The 18,489-nt window shown below is 59.4% G+C and carries 19 protein-coding genes; 12 read left to right on the forward strand and 7 right to left on the reverse strand.

Annotation, left to right across the window (positions count from 1 at the left end):
* Positions 1–76 precede the first annotated feature (76 nt).
* The 4 genes from BLV11_RS05260 (at position 77) to BLV11_RS05275 (ending at position 3,908) form a co-directional block, all read left to right on the forward strand.
* The gene (locus tag BLV11_RS05260) at positions 77–328 is read left to right on the forward strand and encodes an OadG family protein (protein ID WP_091811927.1); all 252 of its coding nucleotides are present in this window, start codon (positions 77–79) and stop codon (positions 326–328) included.
* Between the two features lie 42 nt (positions 329–370).
* On the forward strand, positions 371–2,155 hold the full coding sequence (gene oadA / locus BLV11_RS05265; RefSeq protein WP_091811928.1) for a sodium-extruding oxaloacetate decarboxylase subunit alpha: 1,785 nt from the start codon (positions 371–373) through the stop codon (positions 2,153–2,155).
* A 13-nt stretch (positions 2,156–2,168) separates the two neighbouring features.
* Positions 2,169–3,491 carry a sodium ion-translocating decarboxylase subunit beta gene (locus tag BLV11_RS05270; RefSeq protein ID WP_091811929.1) on the forward strand — a complete coding sequence of 441 codons (1,323 nt, stop codon included), beginning with the start codon at positions 2,169–2,171 and terminating at the stop codon, positions 3,489–3,491.
* Between the two features lie 213 nt (positions 3,492–3,704).
* The gene (locus BLV11_RS05275) at positions 3,705–3,908 is read left to right on the forward strand and encodes a hypothetical protein (protein WP_091811930.1); all 204 of its coding nucleotides are present in this window, start codon (positions 3,705–3,707) and stop codon (positions 3,906–3,908) included.
* 19 nt (positions 3,909–3,927) lie between these two features.
* Here BLV11_RS05275 and BLV11_RS05280 read toward each other — a convergent pair whose 3' ends face one another.
* Genes BLV11_RS05280 through imuA form a run of 3 tightly spaced genes read right to left on the reverse strand, consistent with a single transcriptional unit; the run spans position 3,928 to position 9,190 of the window.
* Positions 3,928–7,053, reverse strand: coding sequence for an error-prone DNA polymerase (locus tag BLV11_RS05280; RefSeq protein ID WP_245725925.1), 3,126 nt, complete (start codon positions 7,051–7,053; stop codon positions 3,928–3,930).
* Positions 7,054–7,062: 9 nt separating this feature from the next.
* Positions 7,063–8,484: a Y-family DNA polymerase gene (locus BLV11_RS05285; protein ID WP_091811932.1), complete on the reverse strand. Its 1,422-nt coding sequence runs from the start codon at positions 8,482–8,484 to the stop codon at positions 7,063–7,065.
* Positions 8,485–8,500: 16 nt separating this feature from the next.
* On the reverse strand, positions 8,501–9,190 hold the full coding sequence (gene imuA / locus BLV11_RS05290) for a translesion DNA synthesis-associated protein ImuA (RefSeq protein ID WP_091811933.1): 690 nt from the start codon (positions 9,188–9,190) through the stop codon (positions 8,501–8,503).
* A 194-nt stretch (positions 9,191–9,384) separates the two neighbouring features.
* Here imuA and BLV11_RS05295 point away from each other — a divergent pair, with 194 nt between their 5' ends.
* The 3 genes from BLV11_RS05295 to BLV11_RS05305 all read left to right on the forward strand — a co-directional run bounded on the left by BLV11_RS05295 (position 9,385) and on the right by BLV11_RS05305 (position 10,787).
* On the forward strand, positions 9,385–9,738 hold the full coding sequence (locus BLV11_RS05295) for a 4a-hydroxytetrahydrobiopterin dehydratase (RefSeq protein WP_091812240.1): 354 nt from the start codon (positions 9,385–9,387) through the stop codon (positions 9,736–9,738).
* Between the two features lie 194 nt (positions 9,739–9,932).
* Complete coding sequence (locus tag BLV11_RS05300) at positions 9,933–10,361, forward strand: hypothetical protein (protein WP_091811934.1); 429 nt, start codon at positions 9,933–9,935, stop codon at positions 10,359–10,361.
* Positions 10,362–10,382: 21 nt separating this feature from the next.
* A complete protein-coding gene (locus BLV11_RS05305) occupies positions 10,383–10,787 on the forward strand; it encodes a hypothetical protein (protein WP_091811935.1) in 405 nt (134 codons plus the stop codon).
* 11 nt (positions 10,788–10,798) lie between these two features.
* Here BLV11_RS05305 and BLV11_RS05310 read toward each other — a convergent pair whose 3' ends face one another.
* Entirely contained in the window at positions 10,799–11,689 is an 891-nt protein-coding gene (locus BLV11_RS05310; RefSeq protein ID WP_091811936.1) for an alpha/beta fold hydrolase, read from the reverse strand.
* A 130-nt stretch (positions 11,690–11,819) separates the two neighbouring features.
* On the opposite strand from BLV11_RS05310, the gene BLV11_RS05315 reads away from it, so the two are divergent.
* Positions 11,820–12,416 (forward strand): uracil-DNA glycosylase family protein, encoded by a 597-nt coding sequence (locus BLV11_RS05315; RefSeq protein ID WP_091811937.1) that lies wholly within the window; start codon positions 11,820–11,822, stop codon positions 12,414–12,416.
* On the opposite strand, the gene BLV11_RS05320 is transcribed toward BLV11_RS05315, so the two are convergent.
* Positions 12,400–13,275 carry a LysR family transcriptional regulator gene (locus tag BLV11_RS05320; RefSeq protein ID WP_091811938.1) on the reverse strand — a complete coding sequence of 292 codons (876 nt, stop codon included), beginning with the start codon at positions 13,273–13,275 and terminating at the stop codon, positions 12,400–12,402. The two genes, BLV11_RS05315 and BLV11_RS05320, sit on opposite strands and share 17 nt — an antisense overlap.
* A gap of 161 nt (positions 13,276–13,436) precedes the next feature.
* Between BLV11_RS05320 and BLV11_RS05325 the strand changes: the two genes are divergently transcribed.
* Positions 13,437–14,567: an S-(hydroxymethyl)glutathione dehydrogenase/class III alcohol dehydrogenase gene (locus BLV11_RS05325; RefSeq protein ID WP_091811939.1), complete on the forward strand. Its 1,131-nt coding sequence runs from the start codon at positions 13,437–13,439 to the stop codon at positions 14,565–14,567.
* A gap of 24 nt (positions 14,568–14,591) precedes the next feature.
* Positions 14,592–15,452, forward strand: coding sequence for an S-formylglutathione hydrolase (fghA, locus tag BLV11_RS05330; RefSeq protein WP_091811940.1), 861 nt, complete (start codon positions 14,592–14,594; stop codon positions 15,450–15,452).
* A gap of 15 nt (positions 15,453–15,467) precedes the next feature.
* Here fghA and BLV11_RS05335 read toward each other — a convergent pair whose 3' ends face one another.
* Both BLV11_RS05335 and BLV11_RS05340 read right to left on the reverse strand, forming a co-directional pair.
* Positions 15,468–16,841 (reverse strand): sodium:solute symporter family transporter, encoded by a 1,374-nt coding sequence (locus BLV11_RS05335; RefSeq protein WP_091811941.1) that lies wholly within the window; start codon positions 16,839–16,841, stop codon positions 15,468–15,470.
* Positions 16,842–16,940: 99 nt separating this feature from the next.
* The gene (locus BLV11_RS05340) at positions 16,941–17,270 is read right to left on the reverse strand and encodes a phasin family protein (protein ID WP_091811942.1); all 330 of its coding nucleotides are present in this window, start codon (positions 17,268–17,270) and stop codon (positions 16,941–16,943) included.
* A gap of 143 nt (positions 17,271–17,413) precedes the next feature.
* Between BLV11_RS05340 and BLV11_RS05345 the strand changes: the two genes are divergently transcribed.
* Together BLV11_RS05345 and BLV11_RS05350 are read left to right on the forward strand one after the other, a co-directional pair.
* Positions 17,414–17,737: a TraR/DksA family transcriptional regulator gene (locus BLV11_RS05345; RefSeq protein WP_091811943.1), complete on the forward strand. Its 324-nt coding sequence runs from the start codon at positions 17,414–17,416 to the stop codon at positions 17,735–17,737.
* Positions 17,738–17,774: 37 nt separating this feature from the next.
* Positions 17,775–18,488, forward strand: a complete 714-nt coding sequence (locus BLV11_RS05350; protein WP_091811944.1) for an ABC transporter ATP-binding protein — start codon at positions 17,775–17,777, stop codon at positions 18,486–18,488.
* The last annotated feature ends 1 nt before the right edge of the window (position 18,489 follow it).

The raw sequence follows: 18,489 nt of genomic DNA on the forward strand, positions 1-18,489 counted from the left end.
CCTGGCGGCCCGCTTCTGCGGAGAGGAGGCGTTTTCGGGGAAAATCAACCAATGAATCTACAGGTAGCTATTCATCATGGATAACCTGATGTCTCAAGCCGTTGACCTGATGATTGCGGGTATGGGTTTCGTTTTTGCGTTCCTGGTTGTGCTGGTGTTCGCAACAATGTTCATGTCCAAAATCATTACCCGGTTGACACCGCCCGAGCCGGCGACCCCGGCACGTACATCCCGTGCACCGTCCTCAGCACCCGCGTCAGTAGACCCTGACACTGCTGAGGCAATCAAGAAGGCGGTTGCACAGTTCCGGGCACGCCACAAGAAGTGACTCGGACGACGAATTAGAACCTTTAAACAGAAGGCTGACACGATGACAGACACAAAGAAACCCCTGGGGATTACGGACGTTATTCTGCGTGACGCCCACCAGTCCCTGCTGGCAACCCGCATGCGTCTTGACGACATGCTGCCCATTGCCGAGAAGCTCGACAAGGTTGGCTTCTGGTCCCTGGAATCCTGGGGCGGCGCGACATTCGATTCCTGCATCCGTTACCTGGGCGAAGATCCCTGGGAACGCATTCGCGAACTGAAGAAGGTCATGCCCAATACGCCTCAGCAGATGCTGCTGCGTGGCCAGAACCTGCTGGGTTACCGTCATTATGCGGATGATGTGGTAGAGCGCTTTGTGGATCGTGCCGCCGAGAACGGCGTCGACGTATTCCGTATCTTTGATGCGATGAACGACCCCCGTAACCTGGACACTGCTATCAAGGCCGTGCGCAAAACCGGCAAGCATGCCCAGGGCACCATTTCCTACACTGTCAGCCCGGTTCATACCGTTGACATGTGGGTTGAACTGGCGAAAGAAATCGAGTCCATGGGCGCCGATTCCATCGCTATCAAGGACATGGCTGGCCTGCTCAAGCCTTACGTGGCCTTTGACCTGGTTACCCGCCTGAAGAAGGAACTGAGCGTTCCGATTCATATGCAGTGCCACGCCACCACTGGCATGTCTACGGCGACTGCCCTCAAGGCGGCGGAAGCAGGCATTGATAACGTCGATACTGCGATTTCTTCCATGTCGATGACCTACGGTCACTCGCCCACGGAAGCCGTGGTAGCGATTCTTGAAGGTACCGACCGTGATACCGGCCTGGACATCAACCTGCTTGAAGAAATTGCCGGTTATTTCCGTGAAGTCCGCAAGAAGTACGCAAAGTTTGAAGGCAGCCTGAGAGGCGTGGATTCCCGCATCCTGACCGCGCAGGTTCCTGGTGGCATGCTGACCAATATGGAAAGCCAGCTGCGCGAGCAGAACGCCACCAACAAGTTTGACGAAGTGCTGGCGGAGATTCCCCGTGTTCGTGAAGATCTGGGCTTTATCCCGCTGGTAACCCCGACTTCCCAGATTGTTGGCACCCAGGCGGTACTTAATGTACTGACCGGTGAGCGTTACAAGTCCATTTCGAAGGAAACCGCTGCGGTTCTGAAGGGCGAGTACGGTGCTGCTCCGTCTGAGTTCAACAAGGAACTCCAGGCGCGCGTCCTTGATGGTAAAGAGCCTGTAACCTGCCGCCCGGCTGATCTGCTGGAGCCGGAAATGGACAAGCTGACTGCCGAGCTGAAGCAGCTCGCAGGTGATAAGGGCATCAAGCTGGCCGATCAGGAAGTCGACGACGTTCTGACCTACGCCCTGTTCCCGCAGATCGGTCTCAAGTTCCTTGAGAATCGTGGTAACCCGGATGCGTTTGAGCCGGTTCCATCTGCTGACGACGTTGCACCAGCCAAGAAAGCCTCTGGTCCGGAAACCTACACCGTCAATGTGAACGGTAAAGAGTATGTGGTTGCTGTTGCTGAAGGTGGCGAGATCACTCAGATTCAGGGCCAGGGCGGCGCTGCCGCTGCCGCAGCAGCACCTGCAGCCGCTGCACCTGTTGGTGGTGGTGATCCGGTACCAGCCCCTCTGGGCGGTAACATTTTCAAGGTTCTGGTGTCTCCGGGCGATTCCGTTCAGGAAGGTGATGTCCTGATCATCCTTGAAGCCATGAAAATGGAGACCGAGATCCGCGCTCCGAAAGCCGGTACCATCGGCGAAGTCTTCATCAAGGTCGGTGATGCCGTCGCTGTTGATGATGAAATGCTGACAATCGCATAAGGGCCAGCATTCCATGGATAAGTTGCTTACGTTGTGGACAGGCAGTGGCCTGTTCAATATGACCGGCGGACAGTTCTTCATGATCTGTATCGGCCTGGTTCTGCTGTTCCTTGCGATCCGCAAGGGTTTTGAGCCTCTGCTGCTGGTGCCAATTGGCTTCGGTGGCATTCTGGCGAATATTCCGGAAGCGGGTCTTGCGTTTTCGGCGGCGGAAAATGCCATCCACTTCGCCAAGCCGGAAGCCCTTGCGGCGCTGGCTAGCGTACTGGACGTTAATTTCCAGGTAGGGCAGGCGGTGACTCCGGAAGTTCTGGAGGCACTCAAACACGCCTATAAGGAAGCGAACAGTGGGGTTTATCAGCAGGCTGGTATCGTCGCCCAGTCCATGGGTTACACCAATGGCATGCTGTATAACTTCTACAGTGTGGCGATTGCCAGTGGTGTTGCACCGCTGCTGATCTTCATGGGTGTTGGCGCCATGACCGACTTCGGTCCTCTGCTGGCCAACCCGAAGACCCTGCTTCTGGGTGCTGCCGCACAGTTTGGTATCTTCGGTACGGTCATTGGTGCAGCCTTGCTGACCATGTCAGGCACGATGGATTTCACCATCTTTGAAGCGGCCGCGATTGGTATCATTGGCGGAGCGGATGGTCCGACGTCCATCTACGTGTCCAGCATCCTGGCGCCGCACCTGTTGGGTGCGATCGCGGTGGCTGCATACTCCTACATGGCTCTGGTACCGATGATTCAGCCGCCGATCATGAAGGCACTGACCTCCGAGAAAGAGCGGGCTATCAAAATGTCCCAGCTGCGTGCGGTCAGCAAGAAGGAAAAGATTGTTTTCCCGATTGTGGTGCTGATTGCCACTGCGCTGTTCCTGCCGGACGCGGCTCCGCTGCTCGGTATGTTCTGCTTTGGTAACCTGATGCGCGAGTGTGGTGTGGTCGATCGTCTGAGTGATACTGCCCAGAACGCACTGATCAACATTGTGACCATCATCCTGGGTCTGTCTGTGGGCTCCAAGCTGAGTGCTGACAAGTTTCTGGACCTGCAGACCCTGGGTATTCTGCTGCTGGGTATGGCTGCCTTCTGTGTGGGCACCGCCAGTGGGGTACTGATGGCGAAGCTGATGAACGCACTTAGCAAGGATAAGATCAATCCGTTGATTGGATCCGCCGGTGTGTCTGCGGTACCGATGGCTGCCCGTGTTTCCAACAAGGTCGGTCTGGAAGCGAACCCGCAGAACTTCCTGCTGATGCATGCCATGGGCCCGAACGTAGCCGGTGTTATCGGTTCTGCTGTCGCGGCCGGTGTGATGATCAAGCTGCTCAGCTGATCGTTGCCCGTTGGCAAAAAACCCGCCAGGCGTAAGCCTCGCGGGTTTTTTATTGGTTGTTCACCATGGCGCCAGAAGGAGCGAGAGCTCTTTCGGCAGGTGCTTTCACGTTGAAGATTCGATTGTCTGGAATAAGCTAGGCGTTAGTGGTGCTTATTCGAGTCGGCCTGCTGCGTGGTGTTGGCCATGGGGCATTCAGGGGATTAGGGGGTTATGGATATCTATCATCTGTTCTTTGTTGTGATATTCGGTTCGATCGGTTTGGGGTATTTTGTCTATGGTGCCAGGCAATCAAGCCCGGGCTTCCGGCTGACGGGAGTCGCCTTGATGATCTATCCGTATTTCTTTGACAGTGCCTGGACACTTCTGGCGATCGGGCTAGGCCTGCTGTTCTTGCCGAGATTCATTGATCTTTAAATCTGCTTTTCTGCTGCAATCATTGAAAATCCCGTGAGCGGACATTGAGGTGTTCGATCAGGTGGCTCAGGTCTGTCAGTCTGCCAGCCATCACGTGGATGGTATTGCCCTCACGCTCAATAACGCCCTTGACCTGTAGCAGGCGGGCGGTCAGCAACGGCTTGCGTTGACGGCGGGCTGTTTCAAGCCAGACCACCACATTGACGTTGCCGCTTTCATCCTCCAGGGTGACAAAGGTGACGCCCGCGGCTGAACCGGGCCGCTGGCGGCCGGTGACCAGACCGGCAACCTGAACCGGCCGGCCGGGTTCCTGATCCAGTAGTTGCTCCGCATTCAGGCAATGCTTCAGATGGCCCTGTTCCTTTAACAATGCCAGTGGATGACGCTGCAGCGAGAGCCCGAGGCTGGTGTAGTCTGACAGCATGTTTTGGCCTTCGCTGGGGGTGGGCAGTGCAATGTCTGGCCCTGAGCCGTAACCGGGACAAGCTTCCCCCAACAGCCAGCCCGGTTCATGTTCATGCCCTAGCAGCTGCCAGTAGGCCTGGTGCCGGTTGTTGCTGATACTGGCGAAGGCGCCTGCTCCGGCTAGCAGCTCAAGGTCCCGTTGCTGAAGCGTGGCCCGCTGTCGTAACTCTGACGCGGACTGATAGCCGCTTCCCGGGCGTTGCTCACAGATTCGCCGGCCAGCTTCAGTAGAAAGCCCCTTGATTAGTCTCAAGCCCAGCCGCAGGTGCTCATCCCGGGCTTGCAGGGTGTGATCCCACTGACTGTGATTGATGTCTACGGGCAGTACCGTGACCTTATGACGACGGGCATCCTGGACCAGTTGGGAAGGAGAGTAGAAGCCCATCGGCTGGCTGTTCAGCAAACCGCAATAGAAGGCGGCCGGGTGGTGGCACTTCAGCCAGGCCGACACGTAGACCAGCAGGGCGAAGCTGGCGGCATGGGATTCCGGAAAACCATAGCCTCCGAAACCGCAGATCTGCCGGTATAGTCGTTCGGCAAACTCTTCGTCGTGGCCTCGCTCGAGCATGCCCCGGATCAGCTTGTCCCGGAACGGTGTCAAGTCTCCGTCCGATTTCCAGGCCGCCATGGCGCGCCGCAGCCGGTCGGCTTCGCCAGCACTGAAGCCGGCGGCGACCATCGCGAGCTTGATCACCTGCTCCTGGAAAATCGGCACGCCCAGGGTTCGCTCCAGTACCCCTTGAACCCCGGTGTTGGGGTAAACAACAGGCTCGGTACTGGCCCGGCGTTGCAGGTAAGGGTGAACCATGTCGCCCTGAATGGGGCCGGGGCGGACAATGGCTACCTGAATGACAAGGTCGTAATAACAGCGGGGGCGCAGCCGCGGCAGCATGTTCATCTGCGCACGGGACTCCACCTGGAAAACGCCGATGCTGTCACCCTCGCAGAGCATGTCATAGACCTCCCGGTTTTCCCGTTCGATGTCCTGAAGGCGAAAGGGGTGGCCGAGTTTCCGGCTGACCAGTGACAGGGCCTTGCGGATCGCTGAAAGCATACCCAGAGCGAGCACATCCACCTTCATCAGCCCCAGACTTTCCAGATCATCCTTGTCCCACTGAATGACGGTTCGGTCAGCCATGGTGGCATTTTCCACCGGTACCAGCTCCGATAACGGGCCGGCACTGATGACAAAACCACCCACATGCTGGGACAAATGACGCGGAAACCCCAGGATCCGGTTGACCAGCGTAAAAAACTGATCGGCGATAGCCGGATTCCGGGTCAGGTGCTTGTCGAGAATCTGCTGACGCCAGTTGGACGCCTGGTCCCGCCAGTCAATGCCGCTCAGAAACTGCTCCACCTGCGCCGGATCAAATCCCAGGGCCTTACCCACGTCACGTACAGCGCTGCGGGGGCGGTAGCGGATCACTGTGGCGGCCAGTGCGGCCCGGTCCCGGCCATAGCGCCGGTAAATGTACTGGATCACCTCTTCCCGCCGCTCGTGCTCAAAGTCCACATCGATATCTGGCGGTTCATCCCGGTCTTTGGAGATAAAACGCTCAAACAACAGCTCCACCTGGGTCGGATCCACCTCGGTGATGCCCAGGCAATAGCAGACCGCGGAGTTGGCGGCGGAGCCCCGGCCCTGACACAGAATGCCCTGGCTGCGGGCGAAGGTGACGATGTCATGGAGGGTGAGGAAGTAATGCTCGTAGCGCAACTCGCCGATCAGTGTCAGCTCCTTGCGGATCAGGGCCTGGATGGTTATGGGGGTACCTTGTGGGAAACGGCGGCGTTCGCCATCCCGGGTCAGCTGCTGCAGGTAGCTTGCGGGTGTCTGATGACTGGGTACCAGATCTGATGGGTATTCGTAGCGCAATTCTCCAGGGTCGAAGGTGCACAGCTGTGCGATGCGCAGGGTTTCCTGAAGCCAGCTGTCGGGAAACAGCCTTTTCAGTACGCTCAGCGGGCGAAGGTAGCGCTCGCCATTCTGGAACAGGTGATGGCCGGCCTGCTCCACCGGGGTGTTGTGACGCAGAGCGGTCAGCACATCCTGCAGGGGCTGGCAGTCGCGGGCGTGCATGTGAACCTGGCCACTGGCAACGATGGCGCAACCGAGCTGGCTGGACAGGAAACGGGCCCGTTCAAGCTGGCGTTCTTCATTGGGTTCCAGCGTACGGGTGACGGTGATCCAGACGCTGCCGGAGAAACGGGCCTGCAGCCAGCGGCCGGTGTCCGCCAGGGAATCGGACGGCTCCTGCTCATTGCCGGACAGAGGGTGCCAGAGGCAAAGGCAGCGGTTGAGGCAGTGCCTGTCCAGGTCCTCCCGTTCCAGCCGGTAGCGGCCCTTGTCAGCCCGGCGCCGTGCGGTGGTGATCAGTTGGCAGAGCTGGCTGTAGCCGGTTCGGTCCCGGGCGAGCAGGGTAAACGTCAGTGGTGCTCCTTCGGAGGCTTCCACTTCAAAGTAACTGCCGGTGATCAGCTTCACCGGGGAGCCCCGAAGGGCGGCCCAGGCACGGGGAATACCGGCCACCGAGCAGGCATCGGTGATGGCCAGTGCCTGATACCCCAGGGCTATTGCCCGTTCCGCCAGCTCGTGGGGGTGGGAGGCTCCGGTAAGGAAGGTGAAGTTGCTGAAGCAGGTCAGCTCGGCGTAACCCATGTCGGTGTCCCTGATCATGACTTGTGGTCAGCCAAACCAGCCATGGATGAACCAGCCGTCACGGACGTCCCGGAAGATCCAGGCGACCTGGCCATCGGGCAATTGCGCGGTGTAGTAGTCACGCTGCACCTGACGGCCGTCCCACCAGCCGCTGCAGATACGCTCGGGGCCGGCCAGCCAGTGCTCGGGGGATTGCTGCAAGGGCTCTGGCGCTGGCAGCAGCCAGAGCGGTCGTGCCGGTGGATGGCTCCAGGAGCGCTCTGCGCCGGGTTTGCGGGGACGTTGAAGTGGGGTCGTCACCCAGGCCCGTTCCGGCCGGTGGTCCGCGTGGGGGGCAAGTTGCTGCAGGGCCTGTTCTCCGAGTCGCGCCTGCAGTCGGCTGGTCAGCGTTTGCCAGGCCTCGCGAAGATCGAAGGTTTCTCCGAGCAGGTCAGTGCCGGAGGGGGTGTCACGGGGGAGAAAGCGAGTCACCGTGAGGGCCATGGCGCAGACGGGAGCGTTTAGCGGGTGCGATTCCAGCCGCAGGCGGATCAGCTCAAGAAAGGCGCTGGCGCGGTGTTCCGGGCCAGACCGGCAAACCGACAATGTCTGGGTGTCGCCATCCCGGTGGTGCAAGGTCAGCTGCAGGCGGTCGGTGTCGACCTGACGCCACTGAAGGTCCTCCTCCAGTTCGCTGAGCATGGGGTGCAGGGGGAATAACAGTCCCTGGGTCTGTTCGACGTCGCAGATGAAGTCGATGTGCTGATGGAAGCGGTGAGGTGGCTGCCAGAAAGCCTGAGGATCGGGCCGGCTTCCCTGGATGCGCTGCAGGAAAGCGAGTGTGTCCGGATCGAGGCGCCTGGCCAGCTCTTTCGGTGGGAGCTGGAAGACTTCGCCGAGATGCGTCAGCCCAAGGCGGCGGAGCCTGGTCAGGGTTCCGGGCTCCAGCTCGGTGTCAGCCAGTGGTAACTGGTTGAGGGTCCGGGTCAGGGTAGCGGTGTCCTGAGTGCATTGCCCCCGATCCGCACGGGCCAGCAGGCGGGTAGCCTTGGGGGTGAGTCCGGTTGCCAGCCGGAGGGTTAGCTGACGCCGGGAGGCCGCCTGTATCAGTGCCTGCCATAGGCTGTCCAGGTTGCCGTACAGGCGTAACAGGCTGCTGGCTTCCAGCAGCAGGCCGTCGGGCGGGTACAGTACAAGCTGTGCCGCATAGCGGTAAAGCCAGCGCGCCTGCTGCTCCAGAATGACGTGTTCTTGAGAGGGTTTCAGTTGGGCAATGGCGAGATCCGGTACCAGGGACAAGGCCGTCTTCAGTCGCATGCCAGGGCTCACTCCCTGCTGTTGTGCCAGAGGGCAAGCCTGCCTTACCTGTGGCGGAGACCCTTCTACAATGGCCGTGGCAACGGGGTTCTCACGGCTCCGCCGGACGTGATCCAGCAGCAGGTGGGGGAAGTGGAGATAGAGCCACAACATGCCGGCAGACCTCGGGTTACGCGGATGCGTCCGACCAGGGGCCGGCAATGATCCGTGAAGTGTCTGTGCTGGCGAGTCCGGTACGGTCTCCGAGGGCAAGCTGGCAGGATTGTCCGGGCCAGCCGCCACGCCGCTTCAGCACCCGAATCTGCAAGCCTTGCCGAGGCGCGGGGGTCAGATCCAGTCGCAGTGCTGCCGGGGAACTGTGCTGCCCGGCCTGGCGGGGCCGGAATACGATGCAGCTGGTATTTCCGGCCTCGGCGGCCAGTTGCAGGCGCCGGGTGTCCCGGTTAGCCAGGTGTCCGGGCCAGGCCAGAACCAGCCCGGTGACCGGAGATCGGAGGCAGTTCTCCAGCGTCCATAGAGTGTCGCTTTTCGAGGATGTGCGGATAACCACGACCTGTGATAACGCCACCCCGGCCTGGGACAGTGCCGGCACGTAGGGTGTGTAGGGCGGGTTGACCCAGAAGACGGTACGCCCAGCGGCAGACACCCGTTTCATCAGTGGCAGAACCAGATGCAGCTCTCCAATACCGGCACCATCCAGCAGGCACTCGCTCAGGGCGCCAACGGGCCAGCCGGTGGCTCCGAGTTGCCGGTCGAGTTCGTGGTAGCCGGTGCTCTCTGTGGTCTGGCGGGTGGGGGTCTGCCGGTGCCCCTGCCAGATGCGTGCGTCGTGGATGAGATTGTTCAGCAGTTCACTCATGGGTATTCCTGAAATACTGTTTAAATATACAGTATTCTGAATGGGTATGGATTTCAACAGGAGTTTGAAGGCAACCGATCCGGTGGCTGCTCTGCGGTTCTGTGAATGGATGCCCGCTCAGCCTTGATCTCCTGATGGTCAGGAGCCACGCTTACAGGAGTGGAACGGGCATGAAGGTAAACGGGAGAGGTAAAGTGGTGAAATTAACTGAACAAAGCTGTGAGGCCTGCCAGGCCGGTGCGCCAAAGGTCAGTGCCGACGAACAGCAGGCTCTGTTGCCAGAACTTCCCGGCTGGGAAGTCATAGAGTTGGGGGGCGAACAGCAGTTGCAACGAGAGTATCGCTTCCGCAACTTCGCCGAGGCTCAGGTCTTTACCAACCAGGTCGCTGACCTTGCGGAGTCTGAGAACCATCACCCGGCCATCCTGCTGGAATGGGGGAGGGTCACCGTGCGCTGGTGGACCCACAAGATTGGCGGACTGCATCGTAACGACTTCATTATGGCTGCGCGGACCGACAGCCTGTTTGAGTCGTGCCAGGCGGACTGACTGTTGCTGGAAAAACGCCTGAGAAGGTGAGTGGTTGTCGCGACGGCTTCGGGGATGCGGTTCTGGCGCAATCGGATTTGAATGCGCTCCCTCAACGGCATAGCATGGGGGGATATACTTATTAATAACAAGAGTTTCAAGACAGAAGCTCAATTCGTCGGAAACAGGGATGTTTACGACTAAGGGATCCTCGGGTGAAAGAAATTACGTTGGAACTGAGCTCGGATTTCAGGCAAATCCAGGTCTTTGACGGAGAGTTTGATCCGCTGGACAGTGATGATGACCTTGAATGGGATGCCGAAGCGGTCAAGCGCTTTGGCTGCTATTGCCCACAGGTGGTGGCGCTCGGGGTCATTGAGAATCAGGATCATATTCTGCCGGTTCGTATTCATGCGGCAAGCTGTGATCCTGAGCTGAGCCAGTGGGACCATGTGGTGGAGTTCCCCTTCGAGTGTCTGTCAGGCCTGGTTGATATCGGGTCTGAAATGGTGCGGTTGCCGGCCGGAAAATACCAGTTGCGCTGGTCGGTGCGAAAAATCTCTCCCCATGCCGGTGATTACCGGATTGACTTCATTCGTTCTGATCAACAGACCCAGCGGGTTTTGAAACAGCTGTCAGCCTAGTGCCCCGGATGAGGAAACGGCATGATTGAAGTGGTGACCGCCATTTCCCTCTGGGAACTGGTGAAACATGCGGGTAGCTGGGTGGTGAATCTGCAGCGGGCGCGCCGTTCCCGCAAGGAAGAATCTGTCGATGCGCTGCGGAAAGTGGTGATTGCTGCCCGTCATACCGCCGTCTACATGCGGCAGTTACAGGATACCGGCCAGCGATCCCATCAGAGGGAAGATGAACTGGCCACCTTGTGGACCGAGCTGAGCTTTGCCCTGGAAGACCTGGGTATGGATAAGCTTGCCAAGCGCTGCCGCATCAAGGGTAAGGAATGGGCCGCCCCGCAAAGCATGGATGAGACCTATCTGGAAAAGGCCGATGCCGGCCTGGAGCGGATGGAACAGCTGGCCAATGCCCTGTTGCAGGAACTCCGTGATTAGGCGATAGCCGTTCAGACGTTGGCACGAAAGCCAAGATAACTTTCCACCACTTCCTGAGGCGCTTCGACCTGCGGGTAATGCCCGATGCCTGGCAGCAGGGTTATGTCCGGATTGAGCACCAGCTGCCGGTAGCGTGTTGCCATGTGTTCGCCGGAAATCGGATCCAGCGGGCCGTTGATCAGCTTGACCGGGTAGCTGGCATCCAGCAGGGCACCCACCCAGCGTTCCCGGAACTGTTTCCGCTGGGGCATGTAGTGAATCACCTTATGCATCACGCCCACGCCATCGTTGTTGGTGATCAGCTCCCAGAACGCGTCGACTTCGTCGTCGCTGGGTGGAGTCTCGGGGCCAAAGATATGGGTCAGGTTATTGGCCAGTTTCTGTTTGCTGGTTAATCGCGCAATCAGAAAGCCAGCCGGGGACAGCAGCAGCTTCTGGATCAATACCGGTTGGTGGGTTTCCGGGAACAGACCGCCATTGAGCAGACAGACGCTGGCGATGCGCAGGGGGGAACCGTCCTGGCGGGTGCCGGACTGGCGTTCCAGATCCCGGGCCATGAGTTCCTGGGCAACAGTATCACCATAATCATGGGCCAGGATGTGGTATTCCGTCAGTCCCTGTTCCTGCAGCCAGCGCTCGATCAGGGTGGCCTGGTCATGGATCCGGTAGGCAAAGTCCCGGGGTTTGGCCGAGTCTCCAAAACCAATCATGTCCAGGGCATACAGGGCGTAGTGTTCTTCCAGTAGCGGCCAGATTTTACACCAGTCCCAGGATGAGGTCGGGAAACCATGGATCAGCACCAGTGCCGGGCCCTGAGGATTACCGCCCGTGCGGGTAAAGATGGGCATATTATCAAACTGATAGGTGGCGCCTGTTTGACGCCATTGCTCCAAAGCAATCATAAGCCGAACCGGTAGACTGGGTTTGTTATGCTACTAAGCTAAGCCCGCCCGGGCGCGACGTCAATGTTCCCTGCACCTGCCATTGACCATCAGGGCCGGGTGGTCAGGGATAGGTGATGGAGAAGTCACGGTGAGTCACGAAGAGTCTTTTGATGCCCTGTTGGCAAGGGTCCGGCGTTGTACGTTGTGCGCTGCCAGCCTTGATCATGAGCCGCGACCGGTGGTGCAGGCCAGCCCGGAGGCGAAAATTCTGGTCGTCGGCCAGGCCCCTGGCCGGAAGGTGCATGAAACCGGTTTACCGTTCAATGACCCCAGCGGTGACCGGCTGCGGGACTGGATGGGCATCACCCGGGATACCTTTTACGATGAACAGCAACTGGCCATTCTTCCGATGGGCTTCTGCTACCCGGGAACCGGAAAATCCGGTGATCTGCCACCCCGGCGGGAATGTGCCCCCGCCTGGCGCGAATTGCTGCTCAGCCGACTGGAGAAGGTCCGGTTCACTCTGGCAATTGGCCAGTACGCCCAGGCCTATCACATTCCGGGGCCCAGACGTTCAGTCACTGATACCGTCAGCCGCTGGCGTGAGTACTGGCCGGATCTGGTGCCGCTGCCTCATCCCAGTCCGAGAAACCTGATCTGGCTGCGCCGTAACCCCTGGTTTGAGGAAGAGGTGGTGCCGGCGATCCGGCAACGGGTGGCAGAGGTACTCAAGCCGGAGCTGTAGCCGCGACCAGGTGATCCACCAGCATGCGGATCTTGGGCGACAGGTGGCGATTGTGGGGAAGCACCGCCCAGATGCCTTCCTCCGGTTCCTGGAAGCTTTCCAGCATCGGCAGTAACGAGCCCTCGTCCAGGTAGTGCTGAACGTAATAATCAGGTAGCTGGACCAGTCCAATCCCTTTCAGAGCAGCATCAGCGAGACTCTTCCCGGAGTTGCAGCGAAGGTTGCCCTGAACCCGCAGCAGCCGTTCCCGGCCATGTTCGCGGAAGCGCCAGAAATCGTTGGAACCGAGCAGACAGTTGTGTTGGTCCAGCTCGTTGAGCGTATGAGGCGCACCGTGACGATGGATGTAGTCGCGTGAGGCACACACGTGCAGGGTGCGTGATGCCAGTTTGCGGGCAACCATAGATGAATTCTTCAGCCGCCCGAGTCGGATGGCCAGATCAAAGCCACCATCGACCAGATCGACGGTCTGGTTAGTGAGATGAACGGTGATCTCCAGTCGTGGATAGCGGGCCAGGAAATCGTTGATCAGTGGCACAACCACATCCTCGCCATAGGTCACCGGCGCAGTCAGCCGGATCTTGCCCTGGGGGGAGCTTTGCAGGTTGGTGACGGCCTGTTCTGCAGCTTCCAGTCCATCCAGAACACTTCGACTATGCTGGTAATACAGCCGGCCAGCTTCCGTCAGCGAAACTTTCCGGGTTGTCCGGTACAGCAGGCGGGTGGCCAGGCGGTCTTCCAGATTGCGGACCTGGCGGCTGACCTGGGCGGTGGAAACGCCCAGGCGCCTGGCAGCCTGGGTAAAGCTGCCGCAGTCGGCCACCGCGACAAATTCGCTCACGCCTTCCCAAGGGTACATTGTTACATCCTGGTAAAAGTGAATTTAGAATTCGGCAGATTATCACCTTGTGGTAAGTAAATATAATGGCGTAACTCGCTGGTTTGCTGCGGTACGTTGCGCGAACCCGGAAATTTTGGAATCAAGCGCCCGTTTCAGGGCATCAATCAGGGGAAAATGACATGTCAGACCAGTTCATCAAGTCCAGAGCCGCCGTCGCCTGGGGGCCCAACCAGCCGCTGACCATTGAAGAAGTGGATGTCATGCTGCCCAAGGCTGGCGAAGTCCTGGTGCGTATTGTGGCGTCTGGTGTCTGCCATACCGACGCATTCACCTTGTCCGGGGAAGATCCGGAAGGCATTTTCCCGACCATTCTCGGTCACGAGGGTGGCGGTATTGTTGAGCAGGTGGGCGAGGGCGTGACCAGCGTCAAGCCGGGTGACCATGTGATTCCCCTGTACACGCCGGAGTGTGGTGAATGTAAATTCTGCACCTCGGGCAAGACCAACCTGTGTCAGAAAATCCGTGCCACTCAGGGCCAGGGACTGATGCCGGACGGCACCACCCGTTTCTACAAGGATGGCCAGCCGATCTACCATTACATGGGCTGCTCTACTTTCTCCGAGTACACGGTGTTGCCTGAGATTTCCCTGGCCAAGGTCAATCCGGAAGCGCCGCTGGAGGAAGTGTGCCTGCTGGGCTGTGGTGTGACTACCGGTATGGGCGCGGTGATGAACACCGCCAAGGTGGAAGAGGGTGCCACGGTGGCAATCTTCGGGCTGGGGGGCATAGGCCTGTCCGCGGTGATTGGTGCCGTCATGGCCAAGGCCAGCCGCATCATCGGTATTGACGTCAATGAAAGCAAATTCGACCTGGCCCGCAAGCTGGGCGCGACCGATTGCATCAACCCCAAGGATTACGACAAGCCGATTCAGGAAGTCATCGTTGAACTGACAGACGGTGGTGTCGATTACTCCTTCGAATGTATCGGCAACGTGAATGTTATGCGTTCAGCGCTGGAATGCTGTCACAAGGGCTGGGGCGAGTCAGTCATTATTGGTGTGGCTGGCGCTGGCCAGGAAATCAGCACCCGCCCATTCCAGCTGGTCACCGGCCGGGTCTGGCGCGGCACCGCGTTTGGCGGTGTGAAAGGTCGCTCGGAATTGCCGGATTACGTCGAGCGTTACCTGGCCGGTGAGTTCCGTCTGGATGACTTCATCACCCACACCATGGGGCTGGAAGACATCAATGATGCGTTTGACCTGATGCACGAAGGCAAGAGCATTCGCAGCGTTGTCCATTTCGACAAATAAACCGGCACGGGTGGACTACAGACCATGAGCGAGCTAGCCAATGAGCTGGAAAATGTCAGCGCCAACAAGTGTTTTGGTGGCTGGCACAAACAGTACCGGCATTTCTCCAGAACCCTCGGGTGCACCATGCGGTTTGCCGTGTACCTGCCGCCCCAGGCGATGGTGGGGGAAAACGTGCCGGTCCTGTACTGGCTGTCGGGACTGACCTGCACCGATGAGAACTTCATGCAGAAGGCCGGTGCCCAACGGATGGCGGCGGAACTGGGGCTGGCGATTGTTGCCCCGGACACAAGCCCCCGTGGTGATGAGGTGCCCGATGACCCGGCCCAGGCCTATGACCTGGGCCTGGGGGCCGGGTTTTACGTCAACGCCAGCGAAGCGCCGTGGTCCCGTCATTACCAGATGTATGACTATGTGGTGAAGGAGTTGCCGGAGTTGATCGAAGCTCACTTCCCGGTGAGTGACCGACGGGCGATCAGTGGCCATTCCATGGGGGGGCATGGTGCGCTGACCATCGCCCTGCGTAACCCCGAGCGTTACCGGTCAGTCTCTGCCTTCAGTCCGATCAGTCATCCGGTGGACTGCCCGTGGGGGCAGAAAGCGTTCCGGGCGTACCTGGGGGACGATCAGGCACTCTGGCGTGAATACGATGCGTCACTGCTGATGGCCGATACGCGGGCGACGTTACCGGCGCTGGTGGATCAGGGTATGGACGATGCCTTCCTGGAACGGGAGCTGAAGCCGGAAACCCTGGAGGCAGCAGCCAGGGCCAGTGGCTATCCGCTGACCTTGCGACGCCATGAGGGCTATGACCACAGCTACTACTTCATCGCCAGCTTTATTGGCGATCACCTGCAGTTTCACAGCCGTCAGCTGGCTCAGTAAACCCTTCAGTTCCGGTTAGCGGCTGGCGGGCCTGCAGATCAGGGCAACCAGTACGCTGACCACTACCGAAGCGGCCAGGGCACCGACAAACGGCGACAGGGTAGGGATAGCCCCCGGGAAACTGGCGGCTTCAATACCGGCCATCAGGCTCCCGGTGCTGTACCAGCCCGGGAGAATGGCGCCGGCCAGTCCGGCCAGGCAACCGGCGACGGCTGCCGGAGTGATCATCCGCGACCACAAGCCCATCAGCACCGGCACCACGGCGGTGGCACAGAGCAGATCGGCGATCAGGAACAGCCGCAGCACGGATATTCCCTGCAATGCGACCAGAACCACCGGCACCATCAGCGCAACTGTGATCCAGCGGGCGGCGGTCAGTGACAGTCCCTGTTTCTCCGTTACTGCCAGCGACGCCAGGGCATTCTGCAGGGTATCGACCGAAGACGCCACCAGGGTGAGTGCCAGCACCAGAGCGGCTAAGGTCAGCCACTGTGGGGCACCGGACAACAGCGCGAAGAAGGGAATAGGAGGCGAACCGATGTCGACTCCGCTGGTGGCCGCAAGAATACCAAGGGCGCCCACAACCGCCACCACGATGACGGTAACAAGTCCGCCCAGTAAGGCGCCGCGGCCGAGTGCTTTGGCGTCCTGGGCGGCCCATAACCGTTGCCAATAGCCCTGGTGGAACAGGTTGGCAGCGGTCACCGCGATGATCAGGGTCAGCGCCACGCTGAAGGCTGTTGCTGTGGGAACCGCGGGCATCGGAGCAGCCTGACCCAGTGACGGCAGTTGATTCAGTGCAAATCCGCCGACAATCAGCAGCAGCCCGGTCAGCAACACGGCTTGCCAGCGATCAGTCACCAGGCTTGCTCGCAGACCGCCCCAGGCGGTGTAGATCAAGGTTGCGATCGCCACGCCCAGCACAGCAATGTTGCCATTGATACCTGACAGCAAATGGGTGATGGCACCGATGGCGGTCAGTTCTGCGGTCAGGAAGCAAAGCATATAAAGCACTGAGATCAGTGCGACATAGCGGCGGATACCCGTTCCATAGCAGTTCTGAGCAAACTCACCGATACTCCTGCCTTCGGGCAGCACACGGCGAATAGCCGGTCCAAACCAGGCAAACACCAGAAATGGAAGTGCTGCGCCAACGGCGTAGCCTGCCAAGGCGACAGGCCCCAACAGGGAGCCTACTTCCGGGGGGGCAAACAGGATCCAGCCACCCATGCCCGAGGCGAGGAAGGACAGCCCAATGGCGCTGGCACCCTGACTGTTGCGCGCAGTGACGTAGTCATCAAGGCTGCCATCGGCCAGCCGTGCCCGTAACCCGAGCCAGGTAAACAGGATCAGCGATACGGCAATGGCCGCGAGGGTGGCGTACAGCAAGGGTGTTTCCTCCAGCAGGGAACCAGCCGACGGGCCGGCAAAAACGATGGAGGAATACTGACATATTCTGCCAATCCCTGCGACAGAGGCTGGGGCTTCCTAGTGCTCTTCATCGAAGAGGTGATGCATCTGCTCTCGGGCCTTAAAAAAATACTCCTGCCATGCTTCCCAGTCGGCACAGAACTGGTCACTCATCGCTTTGAAATCCCGGGCCTGTTCTTCAGAAAGCTCCTTGAGGTCGTCCAGACTCTTGACGTCACCGACCTTGCGGGCCTGCTCAACCGCTGCATCAGCGTAGCGGCGAAAGGTCAGCACCTGAAGCTCGGTGGCCTTGGTAAACTGCTCAAACAGGGTTTCATTGAAACGGGTGGCCCGTTCCACCAATTCCCGGGATTTTTCGTGGACACTGTCGATCAAATCATTATCCATGGTCGCTGCTCCGTCGTCCCGCTGCATGTGAGACATTGTGTGTTGTCATTCTTGCCCAGACAGAGTTGCATCGTTTTGACAAGCATCAATCCCGGATCAGGCTTATGCTTTATAAAAAAGGAATGTGAACCGAGGAGACATTCATGACTGACCGCAAGACTGAACTCCAGACCCTGCGTGCCGACCTGCAGGCACGACTGAAACGCCTCCACGCCCACCAGCGTCGCGAAGACGGTGCCATTAACCGGGATTTCGAGGAGCAGGCGGTTGAGACCCAGAATGATGAGGTGGTTGATGGACTGGAGGCCGAATCCCGGGCGGAACTGATCCAGGTGGAGCGGGCGCTGGAGCGCATCGATGCGGGCGAAGGTGATGACTGCGAACGTTGTGGCCAACCCATCGATCCCCGCAGGCTGCAGATACTGCCTTACACCACGCTGTGCGTGAAGTGTGCGGATTCTGTCTGAGGCAATCCCTCTCCCAACCTGATCGGGCCAGGACGGCATGTCTGACAACAAGGTTGTATTCCGCACACAAGGGCTGACCAAAACCTATCAGCAGGGTGATGTGGAGGTTCATGCCCTTCGTGGTGTGGATCTCGAACTCTACGATGAGGAAATGGTGGTGCTGCTTGGGGCGTCCGGTTCCGGGAAATCTACCCTGCTGAATATCCTTGGCGGGCTGGACGTGGCCACGTCGGGGGTGGTGGAGTACTGCGACATGACCCTGAGTCAGGCCAGTGACCGTGAACTGACCCGGTACCGTCGCGACTTTGTGGGCTTTGTATTCCAGTTCTACAACCTGATTCCAAGCCTGACGGCCCGGGAGAATGTCGCCGCGGTCACGGAAATTGCCAGGGAACCCATGTCGCCGGAAGAGGCCTTGGGCCTGGTGGGGTTGTCTGATCGTATGGACCATTTTCCGGCCCAGCTGTCCGGCGGTGAACAGCAGCGGGTTGCGATTGCCCGTGCCATCGCCAAGCGTCCGCAGGTGTTGTTGTGCGACGAGCCCACCGGTGCGCTGGATTCTGCCACCGGGGTGTTGGTGCTGGCGGCGCTGGACAAGGCAAACCGGGAAACCGGGACAACGACTGTCATCATTACCCACAATGCGGCCATCGCTGCCATGGCGGATCGGGTGATTACCCTGTCTGATGGCATGATCAGCGGCGAGTACCGCAATGCAGAGCGCCAGGAACCGGCGTCCCTGAGCTGGTAGC

The sequence above is a fragment of the Marinobacter mobilis genome (assembly GCF_900106945.1).
Taxonomy (GTDB): Bacteria; Pseudomonadota; Gammaproteobacteria; order Pseudomonadales; family Oleiphilaceae; genus Marinobacter; species Marinobacter mobilis.